The following is a 22,597-nucleotide window of genomic DNA, read 5'->3' on the forward strand; positions in this document are numbered from 1 at the left end:
TCTCAGTCCTCTCCGAACGTGATCAGGGGTTTGATGCAGTCGTCGAGCTTCGACGAGAACACGTGGTAGGCCTCGGCGATGTGCTCGAGCGGGAAGCGGTGGGTGAGCAGTTCGCTCGGCTTCACATGCCCCGCCTGGATGTGCTCGAGCAGGCGCGGCCACTGGCGCGCGACGGGCGCCTGGTTGGCGCGGATGGTGAGGCCCTTGTTCATCGCATCGCCGAGGCGCACCGACGAGACGAGCGGTCCGTAGGCGCCGATGAGCGAGACCGTTCCTCCCTTGCGCACCGAGTCGATCGCCCAGTTCGCCGCCACCGGAGACCCGCCCTGCAGCTTCAGCTTGGCCGCGGTGACGTGCTGCACGACGCTGCCGTCGGCCTCGGCTCCGACCGCGTCGATCACCACATCGGCGCCCAGGTGGCCGGTCGCCCGCTTCATGGCCAGGACGATGTCCCCCACCTCGGCGAGGTGCATGGTCTCGGCGAAGGCGAAATCGCGCGCCTTCTCGAGCCGGTAGTCGAGCTGGTCGACGACGATCACCCGACCCGCCCCCATGAACCAGGCCGAGCGCGCTGCCGCGAGCCCCACCGGACCCGCGCCGAACACCGCGACGGTGTCGCCCTCGGCGATGTCGCCCAACTGAGCGCCGAAGTAGCCGGTCGAATACGCGTCGGTCAGCAGCAGCGCATCCTCGGCATCCAACCAGTCGGGGATCACTTTCGGCCCGACGTCGGCGAAGGGCACGCGCACGAACTCGGCCTGCCCTCCGTCGTACCCGCCGGTGGTGTGCGAGTAGCCGTAGATGCCGCCGACGGCGGTCGCGTTGGGATTGACGTTGTGGCAGTTCGAGAACAGACCGCGCGAGCAGAAGTAGCACGACCCGCAGTAGATGTTGAACGGCACCATGACCCGGTCTCCGACCGAGAGGTTCTGCACCGAGGGTCCGACCTCGTGCACGACGCCGACGATCTCGTGCCCGAACGTGTGACCGATCCGGGTGTCCGGCATCATGCCGTGGAAGAGGTGCAGGTCGGAGCCGCAGATGGCGGCGTGCGTCACCCGCACGATCGCGTCGTTCGGGTGCTCGATGCGGGGTTCGGGCTTCTCGGTCACCTGGACCTTGTACGGCCCTCGGTAGGTCATCGCGCGCATGGGGTGTTCCTCTCGGTCGGCCGTCTCGCCTCGGGATGGTGGCGGCGAGCGGCCACCGTATGACGGTCGGCTTTCGCGCAGAGGGGGCTTGTCGATCGGACCGGGCACGCGTAACCTGCACGACCGGCGGGGCCGGTGGATCGTCGGAGAACCGAATCATAAAGACTCGCGATGCCGAGGGAAGGGCGTTCGGCGCGACACCCCTCCGTTCTTATATGGTGTGAGACGGAAAATCCGTCCCCGACCATGGCCGCTCACGGCTTCTGGCACCCCACCAGACCAGGAGGTCATCATCACGACCGCGCGAACTCCGGGTGCGCCCGATCTGAGCGCACACTTCGTCGGCGCTCTGCCCATCGAGAGAGCGGCGATCTCGACTCTCGACCTGCCGTTCGACATCGAGACGGTCAGCGCGACCGATGACCTCGCCGCACAGGTCATCGAATCCCAGCTGGACGCCGGTGAGGGCCCGAGCTGGGAGGCGCACCGCTCCCGATCGGTGGTGCTCGTCCCTCGACTGGAAGAGGTCTCGCCGGAGCGCTGGCCGATGTTCGCGCACACCCTGGCCGGGTCCGGCATCCACGCGCTCTACTCCTTCCCCCTCTCGATCGGGCCGCTGCGCATGGGGGCCGTCGAGCTGTACGCCGAGACCGCCGACGCACTCACGACGGACGGCCTCGACGAGGCATCGCGGCTCGTCGAGGAGACGGCCGCCCGCGTTCTCGAGCGCGCACTGCGACGTCGAAACCTCGAGCCGGCCGAAGACGGACCGTTCTCACGCCGCGAAGTCCATCAGGCGACCGGCATGGTCACCGCGCAGCTCCGCATCCCGCCCGCCGAGGCGCTTCTGCGGATCCGCGCCCATGCCTTCGCATCCGGTCGTTCTGTTCGGGAGACGGCCGCCGACATCACCGCCCGCCGACTCACCTTAGAACCGTGACTCGCACCCACCCGAAAGGTAGGTTGTGCTCATGATCGCCCAGACCCGCGAAGCCCAGCTCGCCCAGACATTCGTCTCCCTGGCCGACACCCTCGTCCACGACTACGACATGGTCGACGTCCTGCAGACACTCGTCGAGCAGACGTCGCACATCGTCGAGGCGGCGGACGCCGGCATCCTCCTGCCCAGTGCCTCCGGACACCTCGAGGTCGTCGCCTCGACGAGCGAACGCAGTCAGCTCGTCAGCCTGCTGCAGCTGCGCGTGGACGAAGGCCCCTGCGTGGACGCCTATGAGACGGGCACCATCGTCTCGGTCGACGACATCGCCGCCACGGCCGGACGCTGGCCCGCGTTCGCCACGGGCGCGGCCAGTGTCGGATACCACGCGATGTACGCCATCCCGATGCGCTTCCACGATGACGTCATCGGGTCGCTCAACCTCTTCAGCGACCGCAAGGGTCCGCTGCCCGAGACGGATCTCACGATCGCGCGCGCGCTCACCGACATCGCGACCATCAGCATCATCCAGGAGCGGGCGCTGCGGGAGGCGAACATCGCGCAGGAGCAGCTGCAGCGGGCGCTCGACAGCCGCGTGGTCATCGAACAGGCCAAGGGCGTGCTCTCGCACCGTGAGCAGGTCGACATGGACGAGGCCTTCCGCCTCCTGAGGAGCCGCGCACGCAACAGCGGCCGACTGCTGTCGGTGGTGGCCCAGGAGGTCATCGATTCGGCCGTGGCGCCCTGACCGACGTCGACATGCGGTGACGCACCCCGACATTCGCCGACCCGTTCCGACGAAGGGATGACACACGGGCGCGACCGCGCTACCGTGAAAGGGCGACACAGGATCCGCTCAGGGTCCTCTCCCCGTGTCGCCGCCGGTCCCAGCCCCTGACTCGCGTCTCCGCAAGAGATCGAATCGAGGAATCCCCATGGGCTACTTCATCTACGAGCACACGAACAAGATCGAGATCGAGGATCGCGCGCTCACCCACCTGCAGCTGGTGATCACCGCGAAGCTGCGCCGTGCCGAGCCGTTCACCTTCACCTGGAAGGAAGATGCCAGCGTCGGCGGCGGCCGCATCTCGGTCTGGCTGCACTGCCACAGCTCGATCGTCTACAAGTTCCACGGGAGCAGGCAGCCGTCGATCAACCGACGGTGGATCGAGGCGCTCTCGTTCACCGCCAACGCGCCGACAGGACTGTATCTCGTACCGGAACCCGCGCAGAGCTTCGCGGATCCCGCCGACAAGGGTCACGCGATCCCGGTGTGATGACGGGGCGTACCCGACCACAGGACGCGTCAGATCACAACCCCCTGTCACGCGGGCATCGTCTCGCGGAGCATGGGGCCATGAGCCACCCCGACGACATCAAGCAGCCGCTCGACCACCTGCCTCCGCTCGACGAGCGCGACAAGGCGATCGAGATCGACGAGCCCCACTACCCCACATCCGAGTCGCCGACCGGGCCCGCGCACGCGTCGCCCGAGACCGCCGCCGAGCCCGACAAGCCCCACCGGCACGGCGTCGACAAGCTTCCCCCGACCTCGCGCTGAGCCACAGACGGGATTCGAGCGACTCGCGAGGAGAGGACACCGCATGGCGTCACTGCAAGAACTGTGGCTCGTGCGCCACGGCGAGAGCGTGGGCAACATCGCCGCGACGGCCGCAGAAGTGGCCCGACAGGAGGAGATCGCGCTGGACACGCGCGACGCCGACGTGCCGCTGTCGGAGACGGGTGTCGAGCAGGCACGCGCGCTGGCGATGCCGTTGCGCGAGCTGGCGGACACCGCATCCGTCGCCTGGATCTCGCCGTATGCGCGCGCCCAGCAGACCTTCGCGATCGCGACGGCCGACGGGCCGACCCCGCAGCACGTGGTCATCGACGAGCGGCTGCGCGACCGTGAGCTCGGCATTCTCGACCTGCTGACCCGATACGGCGTCGCCGCACGGCATCCGGAGGAAGCCCGCCGCCGCGCGCATCTGGGCAAGTACTACCATCGACCGCCCGGCGGCGAGTCGTGGGCCGACGTTGCTCTGCGGCTGCGATCGTTCCTGCACGATGCGCTCGCGGTCGATGCCCGACTCGGACTGGTGGTCGCGCATGACGCGGTCGTCATGCTGCTCGTGGCGCTGCTGACCGGCATGGATGAGGAGCGCCTGCTGCGCTTCGCCGCCGCGAACACCGTGCTGAACGCGTCGGTGACCCGTCTGCGTGTCGAGGGAGGCCAGTGGCAGCTCGTCGACTTCTCGGATGTGCGCCATCTCGAGCAGCTCGGCGCCGAAGTCACCGTGCACCCCGGGAGTCCTGATGTCCGCCCCGAGTGAGCCGACGCGGGTGACACCCGATCTGCTGCGCGAGTGGTCGCTGCCCGACCCCGGCGAGTCGAAGAACTCTCGAGGGACCGCGATGATCGTCGGCGGATCGCGCCTGTCGGCGGGGGCTGTCGTGCTCGCCGGCGAGGCGGCGCTGCGGGTCGGAGCGGGCAAGATCGGCGTCACCACGGATGCCGTCGTCGCCGACGTCGTGCGCATCTCGGTGCCTGAGGCGGGCGTCTACGACGCGCCGCGCGAGCCGGACGCGACCGACGACGCCTGGAACGACGCGTGCGACGCCGCGGATGCCGTGCTGGTGGGGCCGGGACTCGACGACCCCGAGCATGCGCGGGCGTGGCTCGAGCGTCTGGCGAGCAGGAGCATCTCGACGCTCGTGGTCGACGCGTTCGCGGTCGGTGTGCTGCGCGACCTGCCCCGCACATCGCTGCCGAAGGTGGTGATCGTGAACGCCAACCTCGACGAAGCGGCCCTTCTGCTCGGCCGACCCGTCGACGACCCCGCCCGCGACCTGCCCCGCCTCGCACAGGAGCTCGACGCCATCATCCACTGCTACTCCACGATCGCGGCGCCCTCGGGAGAGGTGTGGGAGCTCGACGGCGGCGGGCCGGGACTCGGCACCGCCGGCTCCGGCGATGTCGCGGCGGGTGCGATCGTCGGGTTCGCGGCGCGAGGTCTCGACCCCGCGCACGCTGCCGTGTGGGGAGCCTGGACGCATGCGCGCGCCGGCGACCGGCTCACCGCGCGATCGGGGCTCGGTTTCCTCGCCCGCGAACTCGTGCGCGAGCTGCCCGCGGCCGTGCACGAGGTCGGTGCCGACACCGCGGGCGGCTGACCTGCCCAGGCGACGGAGGCGTGCGGCGCCGCTCCGGGATCATCCTCGAGATGTACGAGGATGCGGCGGACGCGGTCGTCATGCTCACCAGCGGCTCCCCCGTCTCGGGCGTCCGCGGACTGACCAGGACGGCTCCCGACGAAGCGGCACTCGCGCGCAGCGGCGACGGAGGTGCGCGGAGTCGACTTGTCAACCCGCACGCGTGTCTCGGATCGCGCGGTTACCGTCACGTCCATGAGCTCTTCCCGCACGTCCTCCGCATCCGTCGACACCATCGCGCGAGAGGGCTTCGGGTGGGATGAGCTGCTTCCGGGCCAGCGTGAAGCGATCGAGTCGGCGACCGCGGGGCGCGACACCCTGCTGGTGCTCGCGACCGGCGGCGGCAAGTCGGCGGTCTACCAGATCGCGGGGGCTCAGCGCGGCGGGGTCGTGCTCGTCGTCTCGCCCCTCGTTGCGCTGCAAGCCGACCAGATGGCCTCGATCGACGCTGCTCCTGCCGCGCCGCCCGCCGTCGCACTCAACTCGTCGATCTCGGCGGCCGAGACCGCGCGCGCCTGGGAGCTGATCGACGCGGGCGGGCCGGTGTACGTGCTGCTCGCCCCCGAGCAGCTGGGCCACGACGACACGGTCGCCCGCCTCGCCGCCGCGGGGGTGACGCTGCTGGTGATCGACGAGGCCCACTGCGTGTCGTCGTGGGGGCACGACTTCCGGCCCGACTACCTGCGACTCGGCGAGGTCCGACGAGAGCTGGGGGATCCTCCGGTGCTGGCGATGACGGCCACCGCGTCCGACCCGGTGCGGGCGGAGATCATCGAGAAGCTGACGATGCGTGACGTCGACGTGCAGGTGCACGGAGTCGATCGCCCCGAGATCCGTCTCGTCGTGCACCGGCACGAGAGCGAGGCGCAGAAGCGCGCGGCCGTCGTCGAAGAGGCCCGCACGTGGACCGCCCCGGGTCTGGTCTACGTCGCGACTCGCAAGGAGACGCAGATCTACGCCGACGAGATCGCGTCGGCGGACCGACGCGTCGCCGCGTACCACGCGGGCATGAAGGCCGCCGAGCGCCGCAGCATCCAGGACCGCTGGCGCGACGGCGAGCTCGACGTCGTGGTCGCCACCTCGGCTTTCGGCATGGGTATCGACCGCGCCGATGTGCGCTTCGTCCTGCACGCGACGGTCACCGAGTCACTCGACGCGTACTACCAGGAGATCGGCCGCGCGGGTCGCGACGGAGAGCCCGCCACGACAGCGCTGCACTACCACGCGAAGGACCTGGGCCTCCGGCGCTTCTTCACGCGACGCTCGGCGCACTCGACCGATCTCCGCGCGTTGTGGACGGCGATCGGCGCGACACCGGGGCGGTCCGTCGCCGAGCTCGCTGACGCGCTCGATCGGCCGCAGCGCACCATCACACGCCTCGTCAACGACCTCCTCGACGCCGGACTCGCCGAAACGGGCGAAGGCGTGCGTGGAGTTCGCGACGTCTCGGCGCAGACGGCTGTGCGAGCGGTGCGTGAGACGCTCGACGCGCGCGAACGGGTGGCCGACTCGCGCCTGGCGATGATGCGGTCGTACGCCGAGACCTCGCAGTGCCGACGCCGCATCCTGCTCGACTACTTCGGCGTCGAGGGACCGCGATGGTGCGACAACTGCGATCGCTGCGAGCAGCGCGACGCGGCAGCCGTAGCGGCCGACGATGCGGAGATCGCGGACGCGCCGATCACTGTCGACCAGCACGTCGAGCATCGCGAGTGGGGTGCGGGCACGGTCACGAGCGTCGACGCCGATCGCGCGACGATCTACTTCGGGTCTGAGGGGTACAAGGTCGTCTCGTTCGAGGCGCTCGACACCGGGGTGCTGCGCGCGGCAGACGCGACCGTCTGAGCCATCTCGTCGCTCAGTCCGCGTCGTCGCCGACCGCGCAGAGAGCGAGCGGCACACCGGGGGCGATGAGCAGCTGGAAGGGCGAGCGGCTGCCGTAGCCGTCGTAGGCCTCGAGCCAGCCGGTGTTGCCCGACGCGAGTGTGATGGCGATCTGCTGCTGTACTTCTTCGAGGCTGCGGCCCACGATGCGGAACGGGCTGCCGGCATAGACGATCTCGAGTGTCCCCATGATGATGTCCTCCCCCTGGATGTCAACCGACGTTACGCCGTGGATTCCGACCTGTGACGGTTTCGCGTGATCTGGATAGCGGATTCGCGCGTCCTGGCCAGCCGACCAGGAGAACCGCGGCGGCCGGACGGAGTCGCGGCGGCGGGCAGGTTCGCCGTGCAGCGCGAAGCACTCGAGGAGTCCCACGGTCAGCATCCGGTACAGCGATGCGCGGAGCAGTTCGCTGTCGGCGAGCACGGGCAGGTTCACGTGGGCGTCGATCAGGAGTCGACGATAGAGCTGCGCGGATGCACGACTGATCGGCACGCTGCTGTCGAAGCGGACCGTGAGACCATCGTCGGCGTAGAAGCTGCGGGCCATGCGCTCGAGAGAGTCGAGGTCGAACGTCGCCGTGATGGCGTGCGAATCGCCGCACGTCGCGTGCATCACATGGCCGGGGCGGACGAGCACCGGACGGGAGTGCGCATCGCCGTCTTCGTCGTCGACGCGCCACCTCGACGGCATCCGCCCCGGTCGACACGAACGACTGATCCACGGCAGGCACGGCCGATCTCCTCCTACGACGCCAGCGTCACCCGGGGACTCTCCCCGTAGGTGTCCCGGTACGTGCTCGAGAAGCGACCGAGATGCGCGAACCCCCAGCGCCGTGCGATGTCGCCCACGCCGTCGTACTCGGGATCGGCCGCGAGCAGGTCACGACGTGCGGCCGACAGCCGCGCCGATCGCAGATACGTCATGGGCGGCTCGCCGTACGCACGGTCGAACGCGTACTGGAGCCCTCGCACGCTGAGGCGGGCGGCGACCGCGATGTCGTGCACGGTGATCGGCTCGTGCAGGTGCTCGTCGATGTACAGGCGGGCTCGCCGTGCCGCCGCCGACGGGGCGGCGCTCCGCTCGCCGGGCCGGTGCAGGCCGAAGGCGAGGATCGCCGTCGTCAGGAGCGACCTCGTGGCTTCCTGCCGGACGAGCGCGTTGTCGTACATCTCGGGCTGCAGGATGTGCTCGCGGTAGAACGCGAGGTTCGCCTGCCACAGCCGATCCATCTCCGCCGACACCGGGCGCACCGAGTCGATATCGAGCGTGGCCTGCGCGTCCACGAAGACCTCGCGGGCGACATCGCGCACCGCGGCCCCGGGCAGCGAGGTGATCGTGAACTCCCCGCGGGAGACGGTGAACTCGCAGACGAGATGCGTGGGGGTGTGGATCGTCTCTCCCCGGGTGGCGACGTGCTGGGGTGTGACGACATCGCTCACCGTGACCTCGGTGCGCAGGCTGAGTTCGCCGGAACCGTCGGTGACGAGTCGGCTGCCCACCGACTCGGACATCGCCTGCATGGCGGCGTCGCGGTCATGCGTCTCGAACGTCGTCTTCTGAAGCACATCCACCTCGTTCGTGCGGGTCACGAACCGCGCCGCGACGAATGACTGCGCGAATCGGACAATCGGACCGCGTCGAGCGGAGCGGCGAGTACCGTCGGAAGCACCTTTCCGACTCCCCTACAGGAAGGCACCCTGATGGGAAAACTCATCGTCGACGGATCCTTGAAGACGACCTACGACGACCGCGCACTCGCACATCTGCAGCTCGCGATCCTCGGCAAACTCCGCATCGCCGAACCCTTCGTCTTCACATGGAAAGACGACCCCAGCATCGGCGGCGGCCGCACCACCGTGTGGATCCACCCCTGGACGAATCTCGTCTTCAAGTTCGACTCATCCCAGCATCCACGTATCAACCCCGCCTGGGTCCATGCACTCGCCTTCACCGCGAACGCGCCCTCCGGGCTGTATCTGGTCCCCGAGCCCGCGGAGAAGACGCTGGAGCCGGTCGAGGCGTAGCCTCAGGTCACACGGCCGTCGCCGGGGCGTGACACACGCAGCCAGCGATAGCCGTATGCCGGCACCTCCAGCTCGACCTCGCCGTGCGGCCCCAGTGCGATCTGCGCGGGATCGAGCAGATCGACGAGTCTCGTTCCGTCTGGCTCGTCCTGCACCCGGAACGAGGTCGTGACCGGCACCTCCGCGAAGTTGTGGAGGGCGATCATCCTGCCGACGTCTGCCGCGAGCGAGTGCACCAGAAGCGAGGCGGCCGGCTGGTCGATGATCTCGAGCGTTCCCCAGCCGAGTTCCGGCGAGATCCGGTATGCCGAGGTGAGCGCCCGCACGAAGTACAGCATCGACTCGCGGTCGCCCAGCTGCGCGGCGACGTTCACGTGCTCCGGCGCGTAGCCGTCGGAGGGCGGCCGAGCGACGAGTCGGCTGGGCGCGGCATCCGAGAACCCGCCGTTCTTGTCGACCGACCACTGCATCGGCGTGCGCACGGCTTCGCGGCCGGGGATCTCGATGTTCTCGCCCATGCCGATCTCCTCGCCGTAGAACAGCACGGGAGTGCCCGGCAGGGTGAAGAGCAGGCTGTAGGCCATGCGGATGCGACGGGGGTCACCCTCGAGCATCGGAGGAAGGCGGCGGGTGATGCCTCGACCGAACACGCGCTGACGCTCGTCGGGCGCGAACGCCTCGAACACCTCCTGGCGCTCGCCGTCGGTGAGCTTGTCGAGGGTCAGCTCGTCGTGGTTGCGCAGGAAGTTCGCCCACTGCACCTCCGCGCCGAGCACCGGTCGGGCCTGCAGCGCCGCGATCAGAGGCGCCGGATCCTTACGGGCGAACGACAGGTACAGCGACTGCATCCCGACGAAATCGAACTGCATGGTCAGCTCGTCTTCATCGTCGCCGCCGAAGTACTGCTCCTGCGTGTCGTAGGGCAGGTTCACCTCGCCGAGCAGGATCGCCTCGCTCGAGCGGCGCTGCAGGAAGCGGCGGATGTCGCGCAGCAGATCGTGCGGCTCGGGGATGCCGGAGCCCTCGGGGATCTCGAGCAGGAACGGCACCGCGTCGACACGGAAACCCGAGATTCCCAGCTGCAGCCAGAACCCGATCACCTTCGCGATCTCATCCCGCACCCGCGGATTGGCGATGTTCAGGTCGGGCTGGTGCTCGTAGAAGCTGTGCTGATACCACTGCCCCGACTTCTCGTCCTTGCCCCAGATGCCGTTCGCCTGCCCCGGGAAGACGGCGTTCTTCTGCCCCTTCGGGGGTGCGTCGTCGCGCCACACGTAGTAGTCGCGATAGGGGGAATCCACGCTGCGCTTCGCGGCGAGGAACCATGGATGCCGATCGGAGGTGTGGTTGATGACCAGGTCGACGATCACCCGCATCCCGCGGTCTCGTGCGGTGCGGATCACCTCGACGAAGTCGCCGTGGGTGCCGAGTCGTGAGTCGATCCCATAGAAGTCGCTGACGTCGTAGCCGTCGTCGCGGTCGGGCGTCGGATAGAAGGGCATCAGCCACAGACAGGTGACCCCGAGCTGCGAGAGGTAGTCGATGCGCTGCGCGAGGCCCTGCAGGTCGCCCACGCCGTCGCCGTTCGAGTCGAGGAACGTCTCGACGTCGAGGCAGTAGATCACCGCGGTCTTCCACCAGAGGTCACTCGTGTCGGTGATCTTCACAGTCGCTCCTTCAGGGCGGGGATGAGTTCGGATGCAGCGGCATCGAGGAATCGCGACTGCTCGGTGCCGACGTGGTGGAGATAGACGCGATCGAACCCGATCTCGACGAGATCGGCGATGCGACCGGCGAGCGCGGCGGTGTCGTGGTCGATCAGCACGGAGTCGCGCAGCCCCTCCTCGTCGATCCCGTCCACTGCGGCCTCGAAGTCCTCAGGCTGCTCGAGATCCCAGGTGACGGGGGGGTGCCAGCAGACCGTTCCGCCACTGCTCGCGTGCGATCGCGAACGCCGCGCCGTCGCTCTCCGCCAGGCTGAGGTGCACCTGCAGGATGCAGGGGCCCGTGCCTCCCGCCGAGCGATAGGCCTCGACGACCCGCTGCAGCGCGGCCGGTTCCTGGGCGACCGTCGCGAGACCCTGCGCCCACGACGCCGCCCATTCCGCCGTCTCGGCGCTCACGGCCGTCGCGAAGAGGGGCGGCGGTTCGGCGGGTCTGCTCCACACGCGCGCCCGATGCACGCGCACCAGTCCGTCGTGATCCACCTCTTCGCCGTCGATCAGGCGGCGGATCACGTCGACGCTCTCGCGCAGTCGCTCGTTGCGGATGCTCTTGTCGGGCCACCCGTCGCCCGTGACGTGCTCGTTGACGGCCTCGCCGCTGCCCATCGCCGCCCAGAAGCGGCCGGGGAACATCTCCTCGAGGGTCGCGAACGCCTGGGCGATCATCACCGGGTGGTAGCGCTGCCCGGGAGCATTGACCATGCCGATCGAGAAGCGGGTGCGGGCGAGCGCGGCGGCGATCCAGCTGAGGGCGAAACCCGACTCGCCCTGAGCTGTGGTCCAGGGCGCGAGATGATCGGAGCACATCGCCCCGTCGAACCCCGCGCGCTCCGCCCCGATCACCGCCTCGAGAAGGGCGCTCGGTGGGATCTGCTCGTGCGACGCGTGGAATCCGATGAACACCATGCGCCGAGTCTGACAACGAACAGCCCGCGGCGGCAGTGGTGGACACCCCGCTCCGACTCTGGAAAAATGCGATGCCCGCTGCCAGGGCTGCTCTCGCCGAAGGCCCGCAGCACGAGCGTGGGCTTCCTCGTCGGATGGGTGCTGGGCATCGTCGTCGCCGTCGTGGTGTTCACCCTGCTGATGGGCATCGGCGCGGGTGTCGCGATCGGCTCGGAGAACCTGTCGAGCAGCGAGACCACGGTCGTCATCGTCGTCTTCACCGTGATCGCCGCCTCGTCCGTCGCGCTGCCGGTGGTCGCCTATCTCGTCGCCGCGCAGAAGATGACCGGGCCGCTCGATGCACTGCGCACCTGGCTCGTGCACAACAACGCCACCGTGATGACGGTTCTCCTGCTGGTCATCGGAGTGGTCACGATCGGCAAGGGCATCGGGAGCTTCTGACGCGGCCGACTCAGTGCGGACGGAGCGCACCCGACTCACGTACTCGGAACCAGAGCGTGAGTTCCATGATGGCTCGGCCGATCATGTCGTGGTCACCCACGCGAAGGTCGTCGAAGGAGTCGCGGTACCCCTCGAGCATCTCCGGTCGCGGAGCCACGAGGGACTGATATCCCATCGTCCAGTCCGCGAAGCGCCGCTCGTGCAGCGGCTCCTCGATCAGCACACGCACGTCGGTGTGCCGCGGGTCCCGGCCGATCTTCTCCATCAGCGCGTCGACACCCGACCGCGGGCCCTCCAGGATCTGCACGAACTCTCCGCTGCGGTACAGCAGCATCCCGGTGATGTCGTGCTCGCTGTTGTGGGCCCGGCTCGCTTCCAGCAGATCGCCGAGTTCCTCGGCACGGAAGGGCCGCGTCGCACTGCTGCAGTACACGACAGAGACGAGTGGATTCTTCTCGGTCATCCGGCATCCCCTCGCTGAGGCTCGATACGTTCGGACTGCGCTCCGACGGTGACGGTGTCCGTCACCGCGGCCATCGCCGCATGATGGTCGGCGAAATCGCCGACCGAGCGCGAAGCGGCGTCGAACGCTCGCCACGCACCGTCCGACTGGCGGTCGACGTAGCCGAGGAAGGAGCCCTCACGGCTGCCCACGTAGAAGCCGTCGGCCACGCTCGCCCAGAGCGGGCGGGCCGGGGACGGCGATTGATCATCCATGCCTTCAGCGTACATTCGGGATCGAGGCCGGGCTCAGCACGCGCTCTGCAAGGATGAGCGTCATGATCACCGTCCACCTGCGCTACGAGATCGACCCCGACAAGCTCGAGGACTTCACCGAGTACGGGCGGGCGTGGATCCGACTGGTGGCGAAGCACGGCGGAACCCACCACGGCTACTTCATGCCGAGCGAGGGCGACAGCGACGAGGCATTCGCGCTCTTCACGTTCCCTTCCCTGGCCGAGTACGAGGTCTACCGCACGGCGTCGAAGACCGATCCCGAGTGCGTCGCGGCCTTCGAGCTCGCACGCAGAACGCAGTGCATCCGCCGATACGAGCGCCGGTTCCTGAGTCCGGTCTTCTCTGCGGACGCTGACTGATGTCACACGGAGGGCGCACAGCGGCGACGAGCCGAACTGCCCGGCCGCGCTCCATCTGGCTCGCACTCGGAGTCGTCGTCTTCTACGTGCTCTGCGCGTGGGGTCTCGGCAATCTGATCGGCGGTCTGGCCCACGACGACGACCCCCTGGCCGAGTTCGCGCTCGGCCACTTCATCCCACTCGCCGTCGGCATCGCGGGCGTGCTGCTCTTCCTCCGCTGGGCGGGCTGGGGCTCCGACGTGTGGAGGGAACCCCCGACCCCGACCCTCACCCCTCGGCGGTGGTGGCTGATCGCCATCCCGGTGCTGGCCGTCACGGTTCTGCTGCTCGAGCTGGCTGACGTTCCCTGGGGCGAGCGCACCTTCGGCTTCCTGGCCGTCGTGGCGTTGGGCACCCTGATGGTCGGATTCGGTGAGGAGCTCGTGATGCGCGGAGTCCTGCTCACTGCTGTTCGCGCACGCTTCGGCGAGTTCTCCGTGTTCGTGATCACGTGCGTGGTGTTCTCCCTCGCCCATCTTCCTGCGTATCTGTTCGATGGGCTGCCGCTCTTCATCATCGCCTTCAACGTCGCCGGGCTCCTGTCAGCAGGCGCGACCTACTACTGGGTCCGACGTGTCACCGGACGCCTCTGGGTCGGGATGCTCGTCCATGCCCTGACGGACTGGGTGCTCTACGTCGGTTCTGACGTGGGACTCCCCGCCGCGGCCGTGCCCGCCCCGCATTCTGCGGCAGCCGACTCCGACCCCACGGCGATGGGCTACGTACAGGTCGTTCTCGTGATCCTCCTCGCGGTCAGCGTGATCAGCGTGATTCGAGAAAGCCGCCGCAACCGGAAGAGCCGCTCGTCGGAGCCGGCCTCCGTCGCGCACCCGCGAGACTGAGGGTGCGCAGCGAGAAGTGATCCGGTCGAGCGCCTACGGCACCCACTCCGACGACCAGTAGTCGACGATCAGGTTGAGCACGCTGCCGGCCGGGCTCGCCGAGACCCATACCGTCCGAGGGTCCCAGAAGTCTCCCGGCACCGACAGCTGCGGCGTGGCGCCCATCTTCTCCGCGAGCGCATGCGGCGACTGTCCGCCGGGAGGCCGCACAGTGAAAGTCACCGAGCATCCCCCACTTCCGCATCCGATGCTCTCGCCGAGAATCTCGGCTCCCGCCGGCAGCGGAACCGCCGACGCCGGAGGAACATCGCCTTCCGTGGCCATCATCGACAGCCACCCCACGCGTGCGGCATAGAAGAGCCCGAACAGCACGATGCCGACGATGACGACCGTCCACATCGCGCGCCGCCATCGCTGCGCCCGGCGCTGCGCCTCCCACTCCCCCTGATCGAAAGGCCGCATCTGATCCATGCCGCGAGCATACTTGTGGCCCGGCGCGTGAACCCGCGGCGCCGACGTCACGGCGTCGTGATGCTCCTGAAACCGCGCAGACGCAGGCTGTTGCCGACGACGAAGACGCTGGACAGTGCCATCGCCGCGCCCGCGAGCATCGGATTCAGCATCCCGAGCGCCGCGACGGGGATCGCCGCGACGTTGTAGGCGAAGGCCCAGAACAGATTCGTCTTGATGGTTCCGAGCGTCTTGCGCGACAACCGGATCGCGTCGACCGCGCTTCGCAGGTCTCCGCGCACCAGGGTGATGTCGGATGCCTCGATGGCGACATCCGCTCCCGTGCCCATCGCGAGCCCCAGATCGGCCTGGGCGAGGGCCGGAGCGTCATTGACGCCGTCGCCGATCATCGCGACCGTCTTGCCCTCGCGCTGCAAGCGCCTGACCACGTCGACCTTGTCTTCGGGGAGGACTTCGGCGATGACCTCATCGATCCCCACCTCTGCGGCGATCCGTCGGGCCACGGCCTCGTTGTCGCCGGTGAGCAGGATGGGCGTCAATCCGAGGTTCGCGAGCTGGGCGATCGCCTCGGCGCTACTGGGCTTGACGGTGTCGGCCACGACGAGGATGCCGCGCGCCTGCCCGTCCCACCCGACCGCGACGACGGTCTTACCGTCGGCCTCGGTGCGGGCCTTCGTCGCCGCGAGCTCTGGGCTCAGATTCTGTGACCACTCGGCCAGGAGGGAGTCCCGTCCGACGAGTACGGCATGGCCGTCGACGATGCCCTGAACTCCCTTTCCCTCGATGTTCGCGAAGTCCTCGGGCGTCGGCAGTGCGCCGACCTCTTGCGTCGCCCCCTTGGCGATGGCCTGCGCGATCGGATGCTCGGAGGCATCCTCCAGCGCGCCGGCCAGTCGGAGCAGCTCCGCACGATCCGTGCGGTCCTCGGTGAACACGCCCACGAGTGTCATCTTGCCGGTCGTGACCGTCCCCGTCTTGTCGAGGACGACGGTATCGATCCTGCGGGTGGATTCGAGAACCTCCGGGCCCTTGATGAGCACGCCCAGCTGCGCTCCGCGTCCGGTGCCGACGAGCAGCGCCGTCGGCGTCGCCAATCCCAGAGCGCAGGGACACGCGATCACCAGCACGGCCACCGCCGCTGTGAAGGCGGCCGTCACCGGGAATCCTGCGCCGAGCCAACCGCCGAGCGTGATGACCGCGATCGCGATCACGATGGGCACGAACACCCCCGAGATCCGATCGGCGAGTCGCTGCACCTCCGCCTTGCCGGTCTGCGCGTCTTCGACGAGCTGGGCCATCTGCGCCAGCTGTGTGTCGGAGCCGATGCGGGTGGCGCGGATCACGAGCCGTCCCCCGACGTTCGTCGTGGCCCCCGTGACGGCGTCTCCCTCGGCGACCTCGACCGGCACCGCCTCGCCGGTGAGCATCGACGCATCGACGGCTGACGTGCCCGAGACGACGACACCGTCGGTGGCGATCTTCTCGCCGGGACGCACGATGAACTCGTCACCGACCTGCAGATCTTCGACGGGGATCTTCGTCTCGACCCCGCCGCGCAGCACGGCGACCTCTTTCGCGCCGAGCTCGAGGAGGGCCCGCAGGGCCGCACCGGCCTGCTTCTTCGAGCGCTTCTCGAAGTACCGACCGGCCAGGATGAACATCGTCACGCCGGCACCCACCTCGAGGTAGATGTTCGCCGCCCCGTCGGAGGGCGCCAGAGCGAACTCGAACGGGTGCGTCATTCCGGGCGTCCCCGCCGTTCCGAAGAACAGCGCATAGAGCGACCACAGGAACGCCGCCGAGGTGCCCATCGAGATGAGCGTGTCCATCGTGGCCGTGCCGTGCCTGAGGTTCATCCACGCCGCCCGATGGAAGGGCCACGCCGCCCAGACGATCACCGGAGCGGCCAGTGCCAGCGAGGCCCACTGCCAGTATGTGAACTGCAGTGCGGGGATCATCGCCATCGCGATCACGGGGACAGTCAGCACGATCGCGCCGATCAGCCTGTTGCGCAGCGACCGCAGCTCGGGATCCGCGTCGCCGGGCTCACCGGCCGTCTCGGTATCGCTCATCCCGCGCTTCGGAGCGGGGAGCGCCGCGGAGTACCCCGTCTTCTCGACCTCGGCGATCAGGAGCGCAGGGTCGTACCCCTCGGGGACCGTGACCTTCGCCTTCTCCGTCGCGTAGTTGACCGTGGCCACGACACCCTCGAGCTTGTTCAGCTTCTTCTCGATCCGCATAGCGCAGGAGGCGCAGGTCATCCCGCCGATCTCGAGCTCGACGCCCGACCCCAGGTCGAGGGGTGCTGATGTACTCATGTGCGTCAGCTTCTTCCGGCGTCGAGAACGAACTCGGCGGTGTGCACCTGGCCGTCGACCTGGAAGTCGAGGTACAGCAGGTAACGACCCGGGGTCGGGGCTTCGGCGGCGAACGCGATCTCGGGACCGGACGTCTCGCCCACGCCGGGCTCTTCGCCCTCGGCGTGCACGTGCAGGTAGGCGAGGTCGCCGTCGCGCAGGGCGACGAGGTGACCGAACGCACCCAGGTACGGCTCCAGCGTCGTGACCGGCTGACCATCGCGCGTGACGGTCAGCACGAGGTCGCTCACCGTCCCCGCCTGGAGGTCGCCGTCGAGGGAGACCGTGAAGCCGTCGACGTTCGCGACTCGAGTCGGCTCGGGCACCACAGGCGCGAAATCGCCGGCCACCTGGACGGTGCGGGTGAGGGTCAGGGAGGCGGCATCCGCCGCCGGCGTGAAGTCGGCGAAGACGCGGTAGGTGCCGGGCTCGGTCCATTCCCACGGCAGAGACCACGTGCCGGTGGCCTCATCCATCGTCGGATGGACGTGGCGGAACAGGCTTCCGTCGGAACGCACCACGATCAGGTGCAGTTCCTTGTCGTGTGCGGTCTGGTAGTCGGTGACGGGGGCCTCTTCGGCATCCGTGATCCGGAAGCTCAGCTCCCCCGCCTCGCCCACTCCCGAGGGAGCGACGACCGGCGACAGCACGAAACCGTCGCTGCTGAGCGAGAGGCCCTTCAGGGCAGCAGTCGCCGCGTCGGCTGAGTCAGCGGGCGCTGTGGCCGAAACCCCATGCCCTTCGTGTTCATTCATCTCTGCACCTTTCGTCCATTCGCTGACGGCGCTCGGCGGCACGATCACCTTCGCCAGGCCGAAGGCCGCGCCGAAGGCGACGAGCAGCCCGATGCCGTAGACGGCGAGTCGTGCACCGGCGTTCATGCCGTCCGCACCGCCGAGTACCCTGCTTCTGCCACGGCAGCCAGGATCTTCGCGTCGTCGAGCGAGTCCGAGCCCGTGACGACGAGCCTGCCGGTCTGGGCGCTCACCCGGATGTCGTCGACGCCGGGCACCTCGGCCACCTCTTCGCGGACCGACATCTCGCAGTGCCCGCAGGTCATCCCCGTCACCTGGAATTCGTTCGTGGTCATGATGTCTCCTTCTCGTTCAGGTAGTACCCCTGGGGGGTATCTGGTTCAAGTGTATACCCTGCCCGGGTATTCCCGTCATGTCGGCCCCGTTTGTCCCCCGAACGGCCGATACCGGGGCCTGGGGACTTACGAGAAGATGGGCTTTTCGGCGGAATGCGAGCGACAGGTGCGGCGCGATGAGAGGCTCTCGATGACGGCATCCGGTCAGCCGGTGGACGAACTCTCCGACTTCGCAGACCTCATGGCGGGCGAGCAGGAGTTCGACGGCGATCGGATCGATCCGGCGACGCGCAGAAGACGCAGGCGACGAGGACTCATCATCACGGCCGCCTGCATCGTGCTGCTGCTGGCGGCGACCGGCGGCTACATCGGGTGGGCGCTCACTGCGCCGGTCAATCCGCCCGAGGTGGCCGCTCGCGCGCCGCAGATCGCGGTCGGCGCCCCCGCTGTCATCCCCACTCCCACGGCGGCAGCGACGGCGATCAGCATCGCCGGTGCCGATGCCTATCTGGGAGACACGGCGAGCGCGACCTGGTCGGCGACAGGAACGGGCGAACCGCTCTCGATCGCCAGCATCACCAAGCTCATCACCGCCCTCGTCATCCTCGACGCGGCGCCACTCTCGTCTGCGGACGACCCGGGGCCGACCATCACGTTCAGCAAGTCCGACCACGACCTCTACGACCAGTACTACGTGCTGGGCGCGACCATCGCTCCGATGCCCACCGGCACCTCGATGTCGCTGCACGATGCTCTCGCGGCCATGCTCATCCCCTCCGCGAGCAACTACGCCGACGCGCTGTCGTCGCGGATCTTCGGGTCGCAGAGCGCCTTCCTCGGCGCGACGCGCGACTGGCTCGCAGCCCACGGTCTCACCGGGACGACGATCGTCGAACCCACGGGAATCAGTCCGCGCAACACGAGCACACCGGCCGACCTGTTGGCCATCGCGAAGCTCGCCGCCGCGCATCCCGCGATCGCTCAGATCGTGGCGACCTCATCGACCTCGGTGCCCGGCGCGGGTCGGCTGCAGAACACCAACGGCCTGCTCGGAACAGCCGGCATCACGGGGCTGAAGACCGGGAACCTGGGCGACGGCGCACACAACCTGCTGTACACGTCGACATTGGATGTGGGCGCAGCCGCGCCGCTCGCCGTCACCGGCGTCGTGCTCGGCGGAGCATCGCGTGAGTCGGTGAACGCCACGGTCGTCGCCGGGCTCGAGAGCATCCGCGCCGGTTTCCACCAGGTGCCGGTCGCGACCGCGGGTCAAGAAGTCGGATCGATCTCGACGCCGTGGGGCGAGACCGCGACGCTGGCTCTTGGAGAGGACGCAGAGATCTTCACCTGGTCGGACACGCCGATCGAGCTGACGATGTCCATCGACGCCCCGCCCGCGTACCGTGACGGCAGCGTCGTGGGGAGCATCACCTGGACAGCGGGGCCGAACACCGTCACCGCGCCCGTGGAGATCGTGGGGACCATCGATCCGCCCACCGAGTGGTGGCGGCTCACCCACCCGTCCGAACTCCTCTGACTCCGACGGCGACCGCCGCCGCGCTGCGATGCGATGCGAGTAGCGTGTGAGCATGCCGGAGCGATCTCGGAACACCCCATCAGGTTCGTCGGCGGGTCGGCTGAGCCGAGAGCTCATCATTCGGACGGCACTGGAGCAGATCGACCGCACGGGTCCTGAGAACCTGTCGATGCGCTCACTCGCACAGGAGCTCGGGGTCGAGGCGATGTCGCTCTACCGCTACGTCCACGGCCGGGAAGACCTGCTGGAAGGGGTTGTCGCTTCGCTGATGGGCAACCTCACCGACACGCTCGACGATGAGCTCGCGGACCACTGGCAGGGCTTCTTGCAGACGGTCGCGCACCGGGTTCGCCGGATCGCGACCCAGCATCCGCGCGCTTTTCCCCTCGTGGCGAGCCGGCACCCGGCGGCACCCTGGTTGCGTCCGCCGCTGCGCAGTGTGGAGGTCGTCGATCTGTTCCTGCGCACGCTCATCGGCCTCGGATTCACCGACGCGCAGGCCGTCGGCACCTATCGCTCGTTCAGCAGCTTCCTTCTCGGGCAGCTCCTTCTGGAGTCCGCCGTCCACGGCGCCGACACCGCTCCCGTCGGAGCTCCGCTCGACGAGGGCGGCGCCGACGTCCCCGAGCGCGACGGCCAGGTCGACCTGGCCAACGCGCCCGAGGTGCTGCGCCTTCGCCCCCTGTTGAGCGAGGACCGCAGCGAGGAGGAGTTCGAGATCTCGCTCGAGGTCCTCCTCGACCGGTTGAGCGCCGACATCAGCCGCTGACGGGTCGCGGCCGGGTCAGTCGTTGTCGTCGGTCTTCCCGGCGCTCGCGTCGATGCGGATCTTGCGGCCTTCCTCGATGTCCTCCTGCTCCTTCTTCGCCGCTTTGTCGCTCTTGCGAGTGTCGCGCGGGGGGCAGCTGGATTTCTTCCTCTGCGGAGATCCCGGCCTGCAGCTGGCGACCGCGCTCGAGTTCGGAGTCGAACTCCGCTCCGAACAGCAGGGCGAGGTTCGCGATCCACAGCCACAGCAGGAAAATGATGATCCCGGCGAGGGATCCGTACGTGCGGTCGTAGTTCGAGAAGTTGGCGACATACAGTCCGAAGCCGACGGTGCCAAGCACGAGGACGACGATGGCGATGAGCGCGCCGATGCTGATCCACCGTAACTTCGGCTGCTTCGCATTGGGAGTCGCGTAATAGAGGATCGCGACGATCAGCACGACGACGAACGCGAGCACCGGCCATTTCACGATGGACCAGATCGTCTGGGGAACCTAGCCGAGCCCGAGAGCGCTGCCCAGCGCTTCGGTCACCGGTCCCGACACGACGAGGATCACCGCGGCGATGACGAGCAGCGCGATGGCGATGACGGTGACCAGCAGTTGCGCGGGCTTCAGCTTCCAGAAGGGGCGCGCCTCCTCGATCTCGTAGATGCGGTTCATCGCGCGGCTGAACGCTCCGACGTACCCGGATGCCGACCAGATCGCGAGGATGATTCCGGTGATCAGCGCGAACCCCGCGGCCGGTTATCCCGCGATCTGCTCGATGGGTCCTCGGATGGTGTCGGCGGTGTCTCCCGGAGCGACCTGTTCGACGATGTCCAGGACCGCGTCACTCGCGGCCTGTCCCTGACCGAAGACGCCGAGGAGGGAGAAGATCGCGATGAGACCCGGGAAGAGCGAGAGCACGGCGTAGTACGTCAGTGCGGCGGCGATGTCTGTGCACTGGTCGGAGGAGAACTCGCGGATCGTCTTCTGCAGCACGTACTTCCAGGAGCGCTTGTGCAGGTCGTCCGGCGAGTCCGGCTTGCCTGCCGCTTCGGGATCGGGGCGCTGCGGTCGGCGGCGGGTGCAGGACGGGGCATGGCGAATCCTTCATCGTGACCGACCCGAGCGGATCGGTGGCAACCGTTATAGGCCACCATGGTGCAGCAGCGAGGGGGCTTGTCACCGCTAGGCTTACGGTGTAAACCTCTCCTCCGCGGCGCGGTCGTCATGAGCAAAGGGACATCGGGCAACATGGGCACTCTTCACTACGGTGACTCCGACGATGCGATCCACGTCGAGGAGCGCGCTCTCGCGCACCTCAAGGTCGTCATCGCGACCAAGCTGCGCCGTCAGGAGTCCTTCACGCTGTCGTGGCAGCACGCGGACGGCGACGTGCAGAGGCGCAGCACGATCTGGATCCACCCGTCGATCCCGCTCCGGTTCACCTTCTCGGAGCCGACGACTCCACAACTCAACATGAAGTGGATCGAAGCGCTCATGCAGTCCGCCAACAGCTCCGGTGGCATCACGCTCGTCGACGAAGTCCTCGAGACGCCCGAGAGCTAGGTGCGGCGCGGGGCAATCGCCACCATGTCGGTCGAGGAACCGACGTGGTCTTGTCAACCGCATAGCGCGGGTCGCTCGAGGGCGATGATATGGGAGCATGAGTGACGTGCAGACAATGGTTCAGACCGAGATCGTCATCGACGGCATGGCCAACCTGCTGTCGCAGGATCAGGACCTCGACAACCTCATGACGCGCATCGAAGCCGCAACCGCGACGTCGGGAAGATTCGTGACGTTCACCATCGTCGGCAACCGCACGATGCGGGTGCTGATCACCCCGACCTCTCGTGTCTCGATCAGCGTCGCCACCGTGCAGTTCGACGCGCGCGACACCGGCGACACCGATTCGCCCTACGGCGGGTACTTCGACCTTCTCTGACAGCGGGGTCCGCACTCCCATGCGGACCGAACCGCAGCGCCTGCATGCGGCGGTGAGCTGATCACCTCTGCGCTTCCTCTCGCGGGATCGGTGAGGGTCGGCGTGTCGCGAACGGACATCTCACACCGCGGGGTCGGCGAAGTGAAGGGTTTGCTCCACAGCCGTAACCTCGCGCGTCGC

General features: G+C 68.2%; 27 protein-coding genes and 1 pseudogene. 15 read left to right on the forward strand and 13 right to left on the reverse strand.

Going from position 1 to position 22,597, the window contains the following annotated elements; translation table 11 throughout:
• Positions 1-2: 2 nt before the first annotated feature.
• On the reverse strand, positions 3-1,151 hold the full coding sequence (locus AC3WS6_RS16905) for a zinc-dependent alcohol dehydrogenase (protein WP_492502171.1): 1,149 nt from the start codon (positions 1,149-1,151) through the stop codon (positions 3-5).
• 220 nt (positions 1,152-1,371) lie between these two features.
• On the opposite strand from AC3WS6_RS16905, the gene AC3WS6_RS16910 reads away from it, so the two are divergent.
• The 7 genes from AC3WS6_RS16910 (at position 1,372) to AC3WS6_RS16940 (ending at position 7,146) form a co-directional block, all read left to right on the forward strand.
• The gene (locus tag AC3WS6_RS16910) at positions 1,372-2,091 is read left to right on the forward strand and encodes an ANTAR domain-containing protein (RefSeq protein WP_492502172.1); all 720 of its coding nucleotides are present in this window, start codon (positions 1,372-1,374) and stop codon (positions 2,089-2,091) included.
• Between the two features lie 31 nt (positions 2,092-2,122).
• Positions 2,123-2,836 carry an ANTAR domain-containing protein gene (locus AC3WS6_RS16915; RefSeq protein ID WP_492502173.1) on the forward strand — a complete coding sequence of 238 codons (714 nt, stop codon included), beginning with the start codon at positions 2,123-2,125 and terminating at the stop codon, positions 2,834-2,836.
• 187 nt (positions 2,837-3,023) lie between these two features.
• Positions 3,024-3,365: a DUF7882 family protein gene (locus AC3WS6_RS16920; RefSeq protein ID WP_492502174.1), complete on the forward strand. Its 342-nt coding sequence runs from the start codon at positions 3,024-3,026 to the stop codon at positions 3,363-3,365.
• Between the two features lie 80 nt (positions 3,366-3,445).
• A complete protein-coding gene (locus tag AC3WS6_RS16925) occupies positions 3,446-3,649 on the forward strand; it encodes a hypothetical protein (RefSeq protein WP_492502175.1) in 204 nt (67 codons plus the stop codon).
• 43 nt (positions 3,650-3,692) lie between these two features.
• Positions 3,693-4,421, forward strand: coding sequence for a histidine phosphatase family protein (locus AC3WS6_RS16930; protein WP_492502176.1), 729 nt, complete (start codon positions 3,693-3,695; stop codon positions 4,419-4,421).
• The gene (locus tag AC3WS6_RS16935; protein ID WP_492502177.1) at positions 4,405-5,262 is read left to right on the forward strand and encodes an ADP-dependent NAD(P)H-hydrate dehydratase; all 858 of its coding nucleotides are present in this window, start codon (positions 4,405-4,407) and stop codon (positions 5,260-5,262) included. The genes AC3WS6_RS16930 and AC3WS6_RS16935 overlap by 17 nt, the downstream gene beginning before the upstream one ends.
• 234 nt (positions 5,263-5,496) lie before the next feature.
• Positions 5,497-7,146: a RecQ family ATP-dependent DNA helicase gene (locus tag AC3WS6_RS16940; RefSeq protein WP_492502178.1), complete on the forward strand. Its 1,650-nt coding sequence runs from the start codon at positions 5,497-5,499 to the stop codon at positions 7,144-7,146.
• Between the two features lie 13 nt (positions 7,147-7,159).
• Here the strand turns inward: AC3WS6_RS16940 and AC3WS6_RS16945 are convergent, their stop codons facing one another.
• Together AC3WS6_RS16945 and AC3WS6_RS16950 are read right to left on the reverse strand one after the other, a co-directional pair.
• A complete protein-coding gene (locus AC3WS6_RS16945) occupies positions 7,160-7,879 on the reverse strand; it encodes a hypothetical protein (RefSeq protein WP_492502179.1) in 720 nt (239 codons plus the stop codon).
• A gap of 53 nt (positions 7,880-7,932) precedes the next feature.
• On the reverse strand, positions 7,933-8,778 hold the full coding sequence (locus tag AC3WS6_RS16950) for a helix-turn-helix transcriptional regulator (protein WP_492502180.1): 846 nt from the start codon (positions 8,776-8,778) through the stop codon (positions 7,933-7,935).
• A 111-nt stretch (positions 8,779-8,889) separates the two neighbouring features.
• Here AC3WS6_RS16950 and AC3WS6_RS16955 point away from each other — a divergent pair, with 111 nt between their 5' ends.
• Complete coding sequence (locus tag AC3WS6_RS16955) at positions 8,890-9,213, forward strand: DUF7882 family protein (protein WP_492502181.1); 324 nt, start codon at positions 8,890-8,892, stop codon at positions 9,211-9,213.
• Between the two features lie 2 nt (positions 9,214-9,215).
• On the opposite strand, the gene AC3WS6_RS16960 is transcribed toward AC3WS6_RS16955, so the two are convergent.
• From AC3WS6_RS16960 to AC3WS6_RS16970, 3 genes are read right to left on the reverse strand one after another with little or no spacing between them, the layout of a single operon-like run.
• Positions 9,216-10,880, reverse strand: a complete 1,665-nt coding sequence (locus AC3WS6_RS16960) for an alpha-amylase family protein (RefSeq protein ID WP_492502182.1) — start codon at positions 10,878-10,880, stop codon at positions 9,216-9,218.
• A complete protein-coding gene (locus tag AC3WS6_RS16965) occupies positions 10,877-11,074 on the reverse strand; it encodes a hypothetical protein (protein WP_492502183.1) in 198 nt (65 codons plus the stop codon). Before AC3WS6_RS16965 ends, AC3WS6_RS16960 begins: the two co-directional genes overlap by 4 nt.
• 16 nt (positions 11,075-11,090) lie before the next feature.
• On the reverse strand, positions 11,091-11,843 hold the full coding sequence (locus tag AC3WS6_RS16970) for an LLM class flavin-dependent oxidoreductase (protein WP_492502185.1): 753 nt from the start codon (positions 11,841-11,843) through the stop codon (positions 11,091-11,093).
• Positions 11,844-11,909: 66 nt separating this feature from the next.
• Here AC3WS6_RS16970 and AC3WS6_RS16975 point away from each other — a divergent pair, with 66 nt between their 5' ends.
• On the forward strand, positions 11,910-12,284 hold the full coding sequence (locus AC3WS6_RS16975; RefSeq protein ID WP_492502186.1) for a GAP family protein: 375 nt from the start codon (positions 11,910-11,912) through the stop codon (positions 12,282-12,284).
• 10 nt (positions 12,285-12,294) lie between these two features.
• Here AC3WS6_RS16975 and AC3WS6_RS16980 read toward each other — a convergent pair whose 3' ends face one another.
• On the reverse strand, positions 12,295-12,747 hold the full coding sequence (locus tag AC3WS6_RS16980; RefSeq protein ID WP_492502187.1) for a BLUF domain-containing protein: 453 nt from the start codon (positions 12,745-12,747) through the stop codon (positions 12,295-12,297).
• Positions 12,744-13,001, reverse strand: coding sequence for a hypothetical protein (locus tag AC3WS6_RS16985; protein ID WP_492502188.1), 258 nt, complete (start codon positions 12,999-13,001; stop codon positions 12,744-12,746). The genes AC3WS6_RS16980 and AC3WS6_RS16985 overlap by 4 nt, the downstream gene beginning before the upstream one ends.
• A gap of 62 nt (positions 13,002-13,063) precedes the next feature.
• Between AC3WS6_RS16985 and AC3WS6_RS16990 the strand changes: the two genes are divergently transcribed.
• Both AC3WS6_RS16990 and AC3WS6_RS16995 read left to right on the forward strand, forming a co-directional pair.
• Positions 13,064-13,381 carry an NIPSNAP family protein gene (locus tag AC3WS6_RS16990; protein ID WP_492502190.1) on the forward strand — a complete coding sequence of 106 codons (318 nt, stop codon included), beginning with the start codon at positions 13,064-13,066 and terminating at the stop codon, positions 13,379-13,381.
• Positions 13,381-14,262, forward strand: coding sequence for a CPBP family intramembrane glutamic endopeptidase (locus AC3WS6_RS16995; protein WP_492502191.1), 882 nt, complete (start codon positions 13,381-13,383; stop codon positions 14,260-14,262). The genes AC3WS6_RS16990 and AC3WS6_RS16995 overlap by 1 nt, the downstream gene beginning before the upstream one ends.
• 33 nt (positions 14,263-14,295) lie before the next feature.
• On the opposite strand, the gene AC3WS6_RS17000 is transcribed toward AC3WS6_RS16995, so the two are convergent.
• From AC3WS6_RS17000 to AC3WS6_RS17015, 4 genes are read right to left on the reverse strand one after another with little or no spacing between them, the layout of a single operon-like run.
• Positions 14,296-14,733, reverse strand: coding sequence for a hypothetical protein (locus AC3WS6_RS17000; RefSeq protein ID WP_492502192.1), 438 nt, complete (start codon positions 14,731-14,733; stop codon positions 14,296-14,298).
• Positions 14,734-14,780: 47 nt separating this feature from the next.
• Positions 14,781-17,051, reverse strand: a complete 2,271-nt coding sequence (locus AC3WS6_RS17005; RefSeq protein ID WP_492502193.1) for a heavy metal translocating P-type ATPase — start codon at positions 17,049-17,051, stop codon at positions 14,781-14,783.
• A 5-nt stretch (positions 17,052-17,056) separates the two neighbouring features.
• The gene (locus AC3WS6_RS17010; RefSeq protein ID WP_492502194.1) at positions 17,057-17,971 is read right to left on the reverse strand and encodes a DUF8832 domain-containing protein; all 915 of its coding nucleotides are present in this window, start codon (positions 17,969-17,971) and stop codon (positions 17,057-17,059) included.
• Positions 17,968-18,180 (reverse strand): heavy-metal-associated domain-containing protein, encoded by a 213-nt coding sequence (locus AC3WS6_RS17015; RefSeq protein WP_492502195.1) that lies wholly within the window; start codon positions 18,178-18,180, stop codon positions 17,968-17,970. Before AC3WS6_RS17015 ends, AC3WS6_RS17010 begins: the two co-directional genes overlap by 4 nt.
• Before the next feature lie 190 nt (positions 18,181-18,370).
• Between AC3WS6_RS17015 and AC3WS6_RS17020 the strand changes: the two genes are divergently transcribed.
• Positions 18,371-19,717 (forward strand): D-alanyl-D-alanine carboxypeptidase family protein, encoded by a 1,347-nt coding sequence (locus AC3WS6_RS17020; RefSeq protein ID WP_492502196.1) that lies wholly within the window; start codon positions 18,371-18,373, stop codon positions 19,715-19,717.
• Between the two features lie 52 nt (positions 19,718-19,769).
• Positions 19,770-20,486, forward strand: coding sequence for a TetR/AcrR family transcriptional regulator (locus AC3WS6_RS17025; RefSeq protein ID WP_492502197.1), 717 nt, complete (start codon positions 19,770-19,772; stop codon positions 20,484-20,486).
• A 15-nt stretch (positions 20,487-20,501) separates the two neighbouring features.
• Here the strand turns inward: AC3WS6_RS17025 and AC3WS6_RS17030 are convergent.
• Positions 20,502-21,576: pseudogene (locus tag AC3WS6_RS17030) on the reverse strand (YihY/virulence factor BrkB family protein).
• A gap of 147 nt (positions 21,577-21,723) precedes the next feature.
• Here AC3WS6_RS17030 and AC3WS6_RS17035 point away from each other — a divergent pair.
• Both AC3WS6_RS17035 and AC3WS6_RS17040 read left to right on the forward strand, forming a co-directional pair.
• Positions 21,724-22,038: a DUF7882 family protein gene (locus AC3WS6_RS17035; protein WP_492502328.1), complete on the forward strand. Its 315-nt coding sequence runs from the start codon at positions 21,724-21,726 to the stop codon at positions 22,036-22,038.
• A 97-nt stretch (positions 22,039-22,135) separates the two neighbouring features.
• Positions 22,136-22,417 carry a hypothetical protein gene (locus AC3WS6_RS17040; RefSeq protein ID WP_492502198.1) on the forward strand — a complete coding sequence of 94 codons (282 nt, stop codon included), beginning with the start codon at positions 22,136-22,138 and terminating at the stop codon, positions 22,415-22,417.
• The last annotated feature ends 180 nt before the right edge of the window (positions 22,418-22,597 follow it).

The organism is Microbacterium sp. EB106-03-03-XG65, from assembly GCF_058791955.1.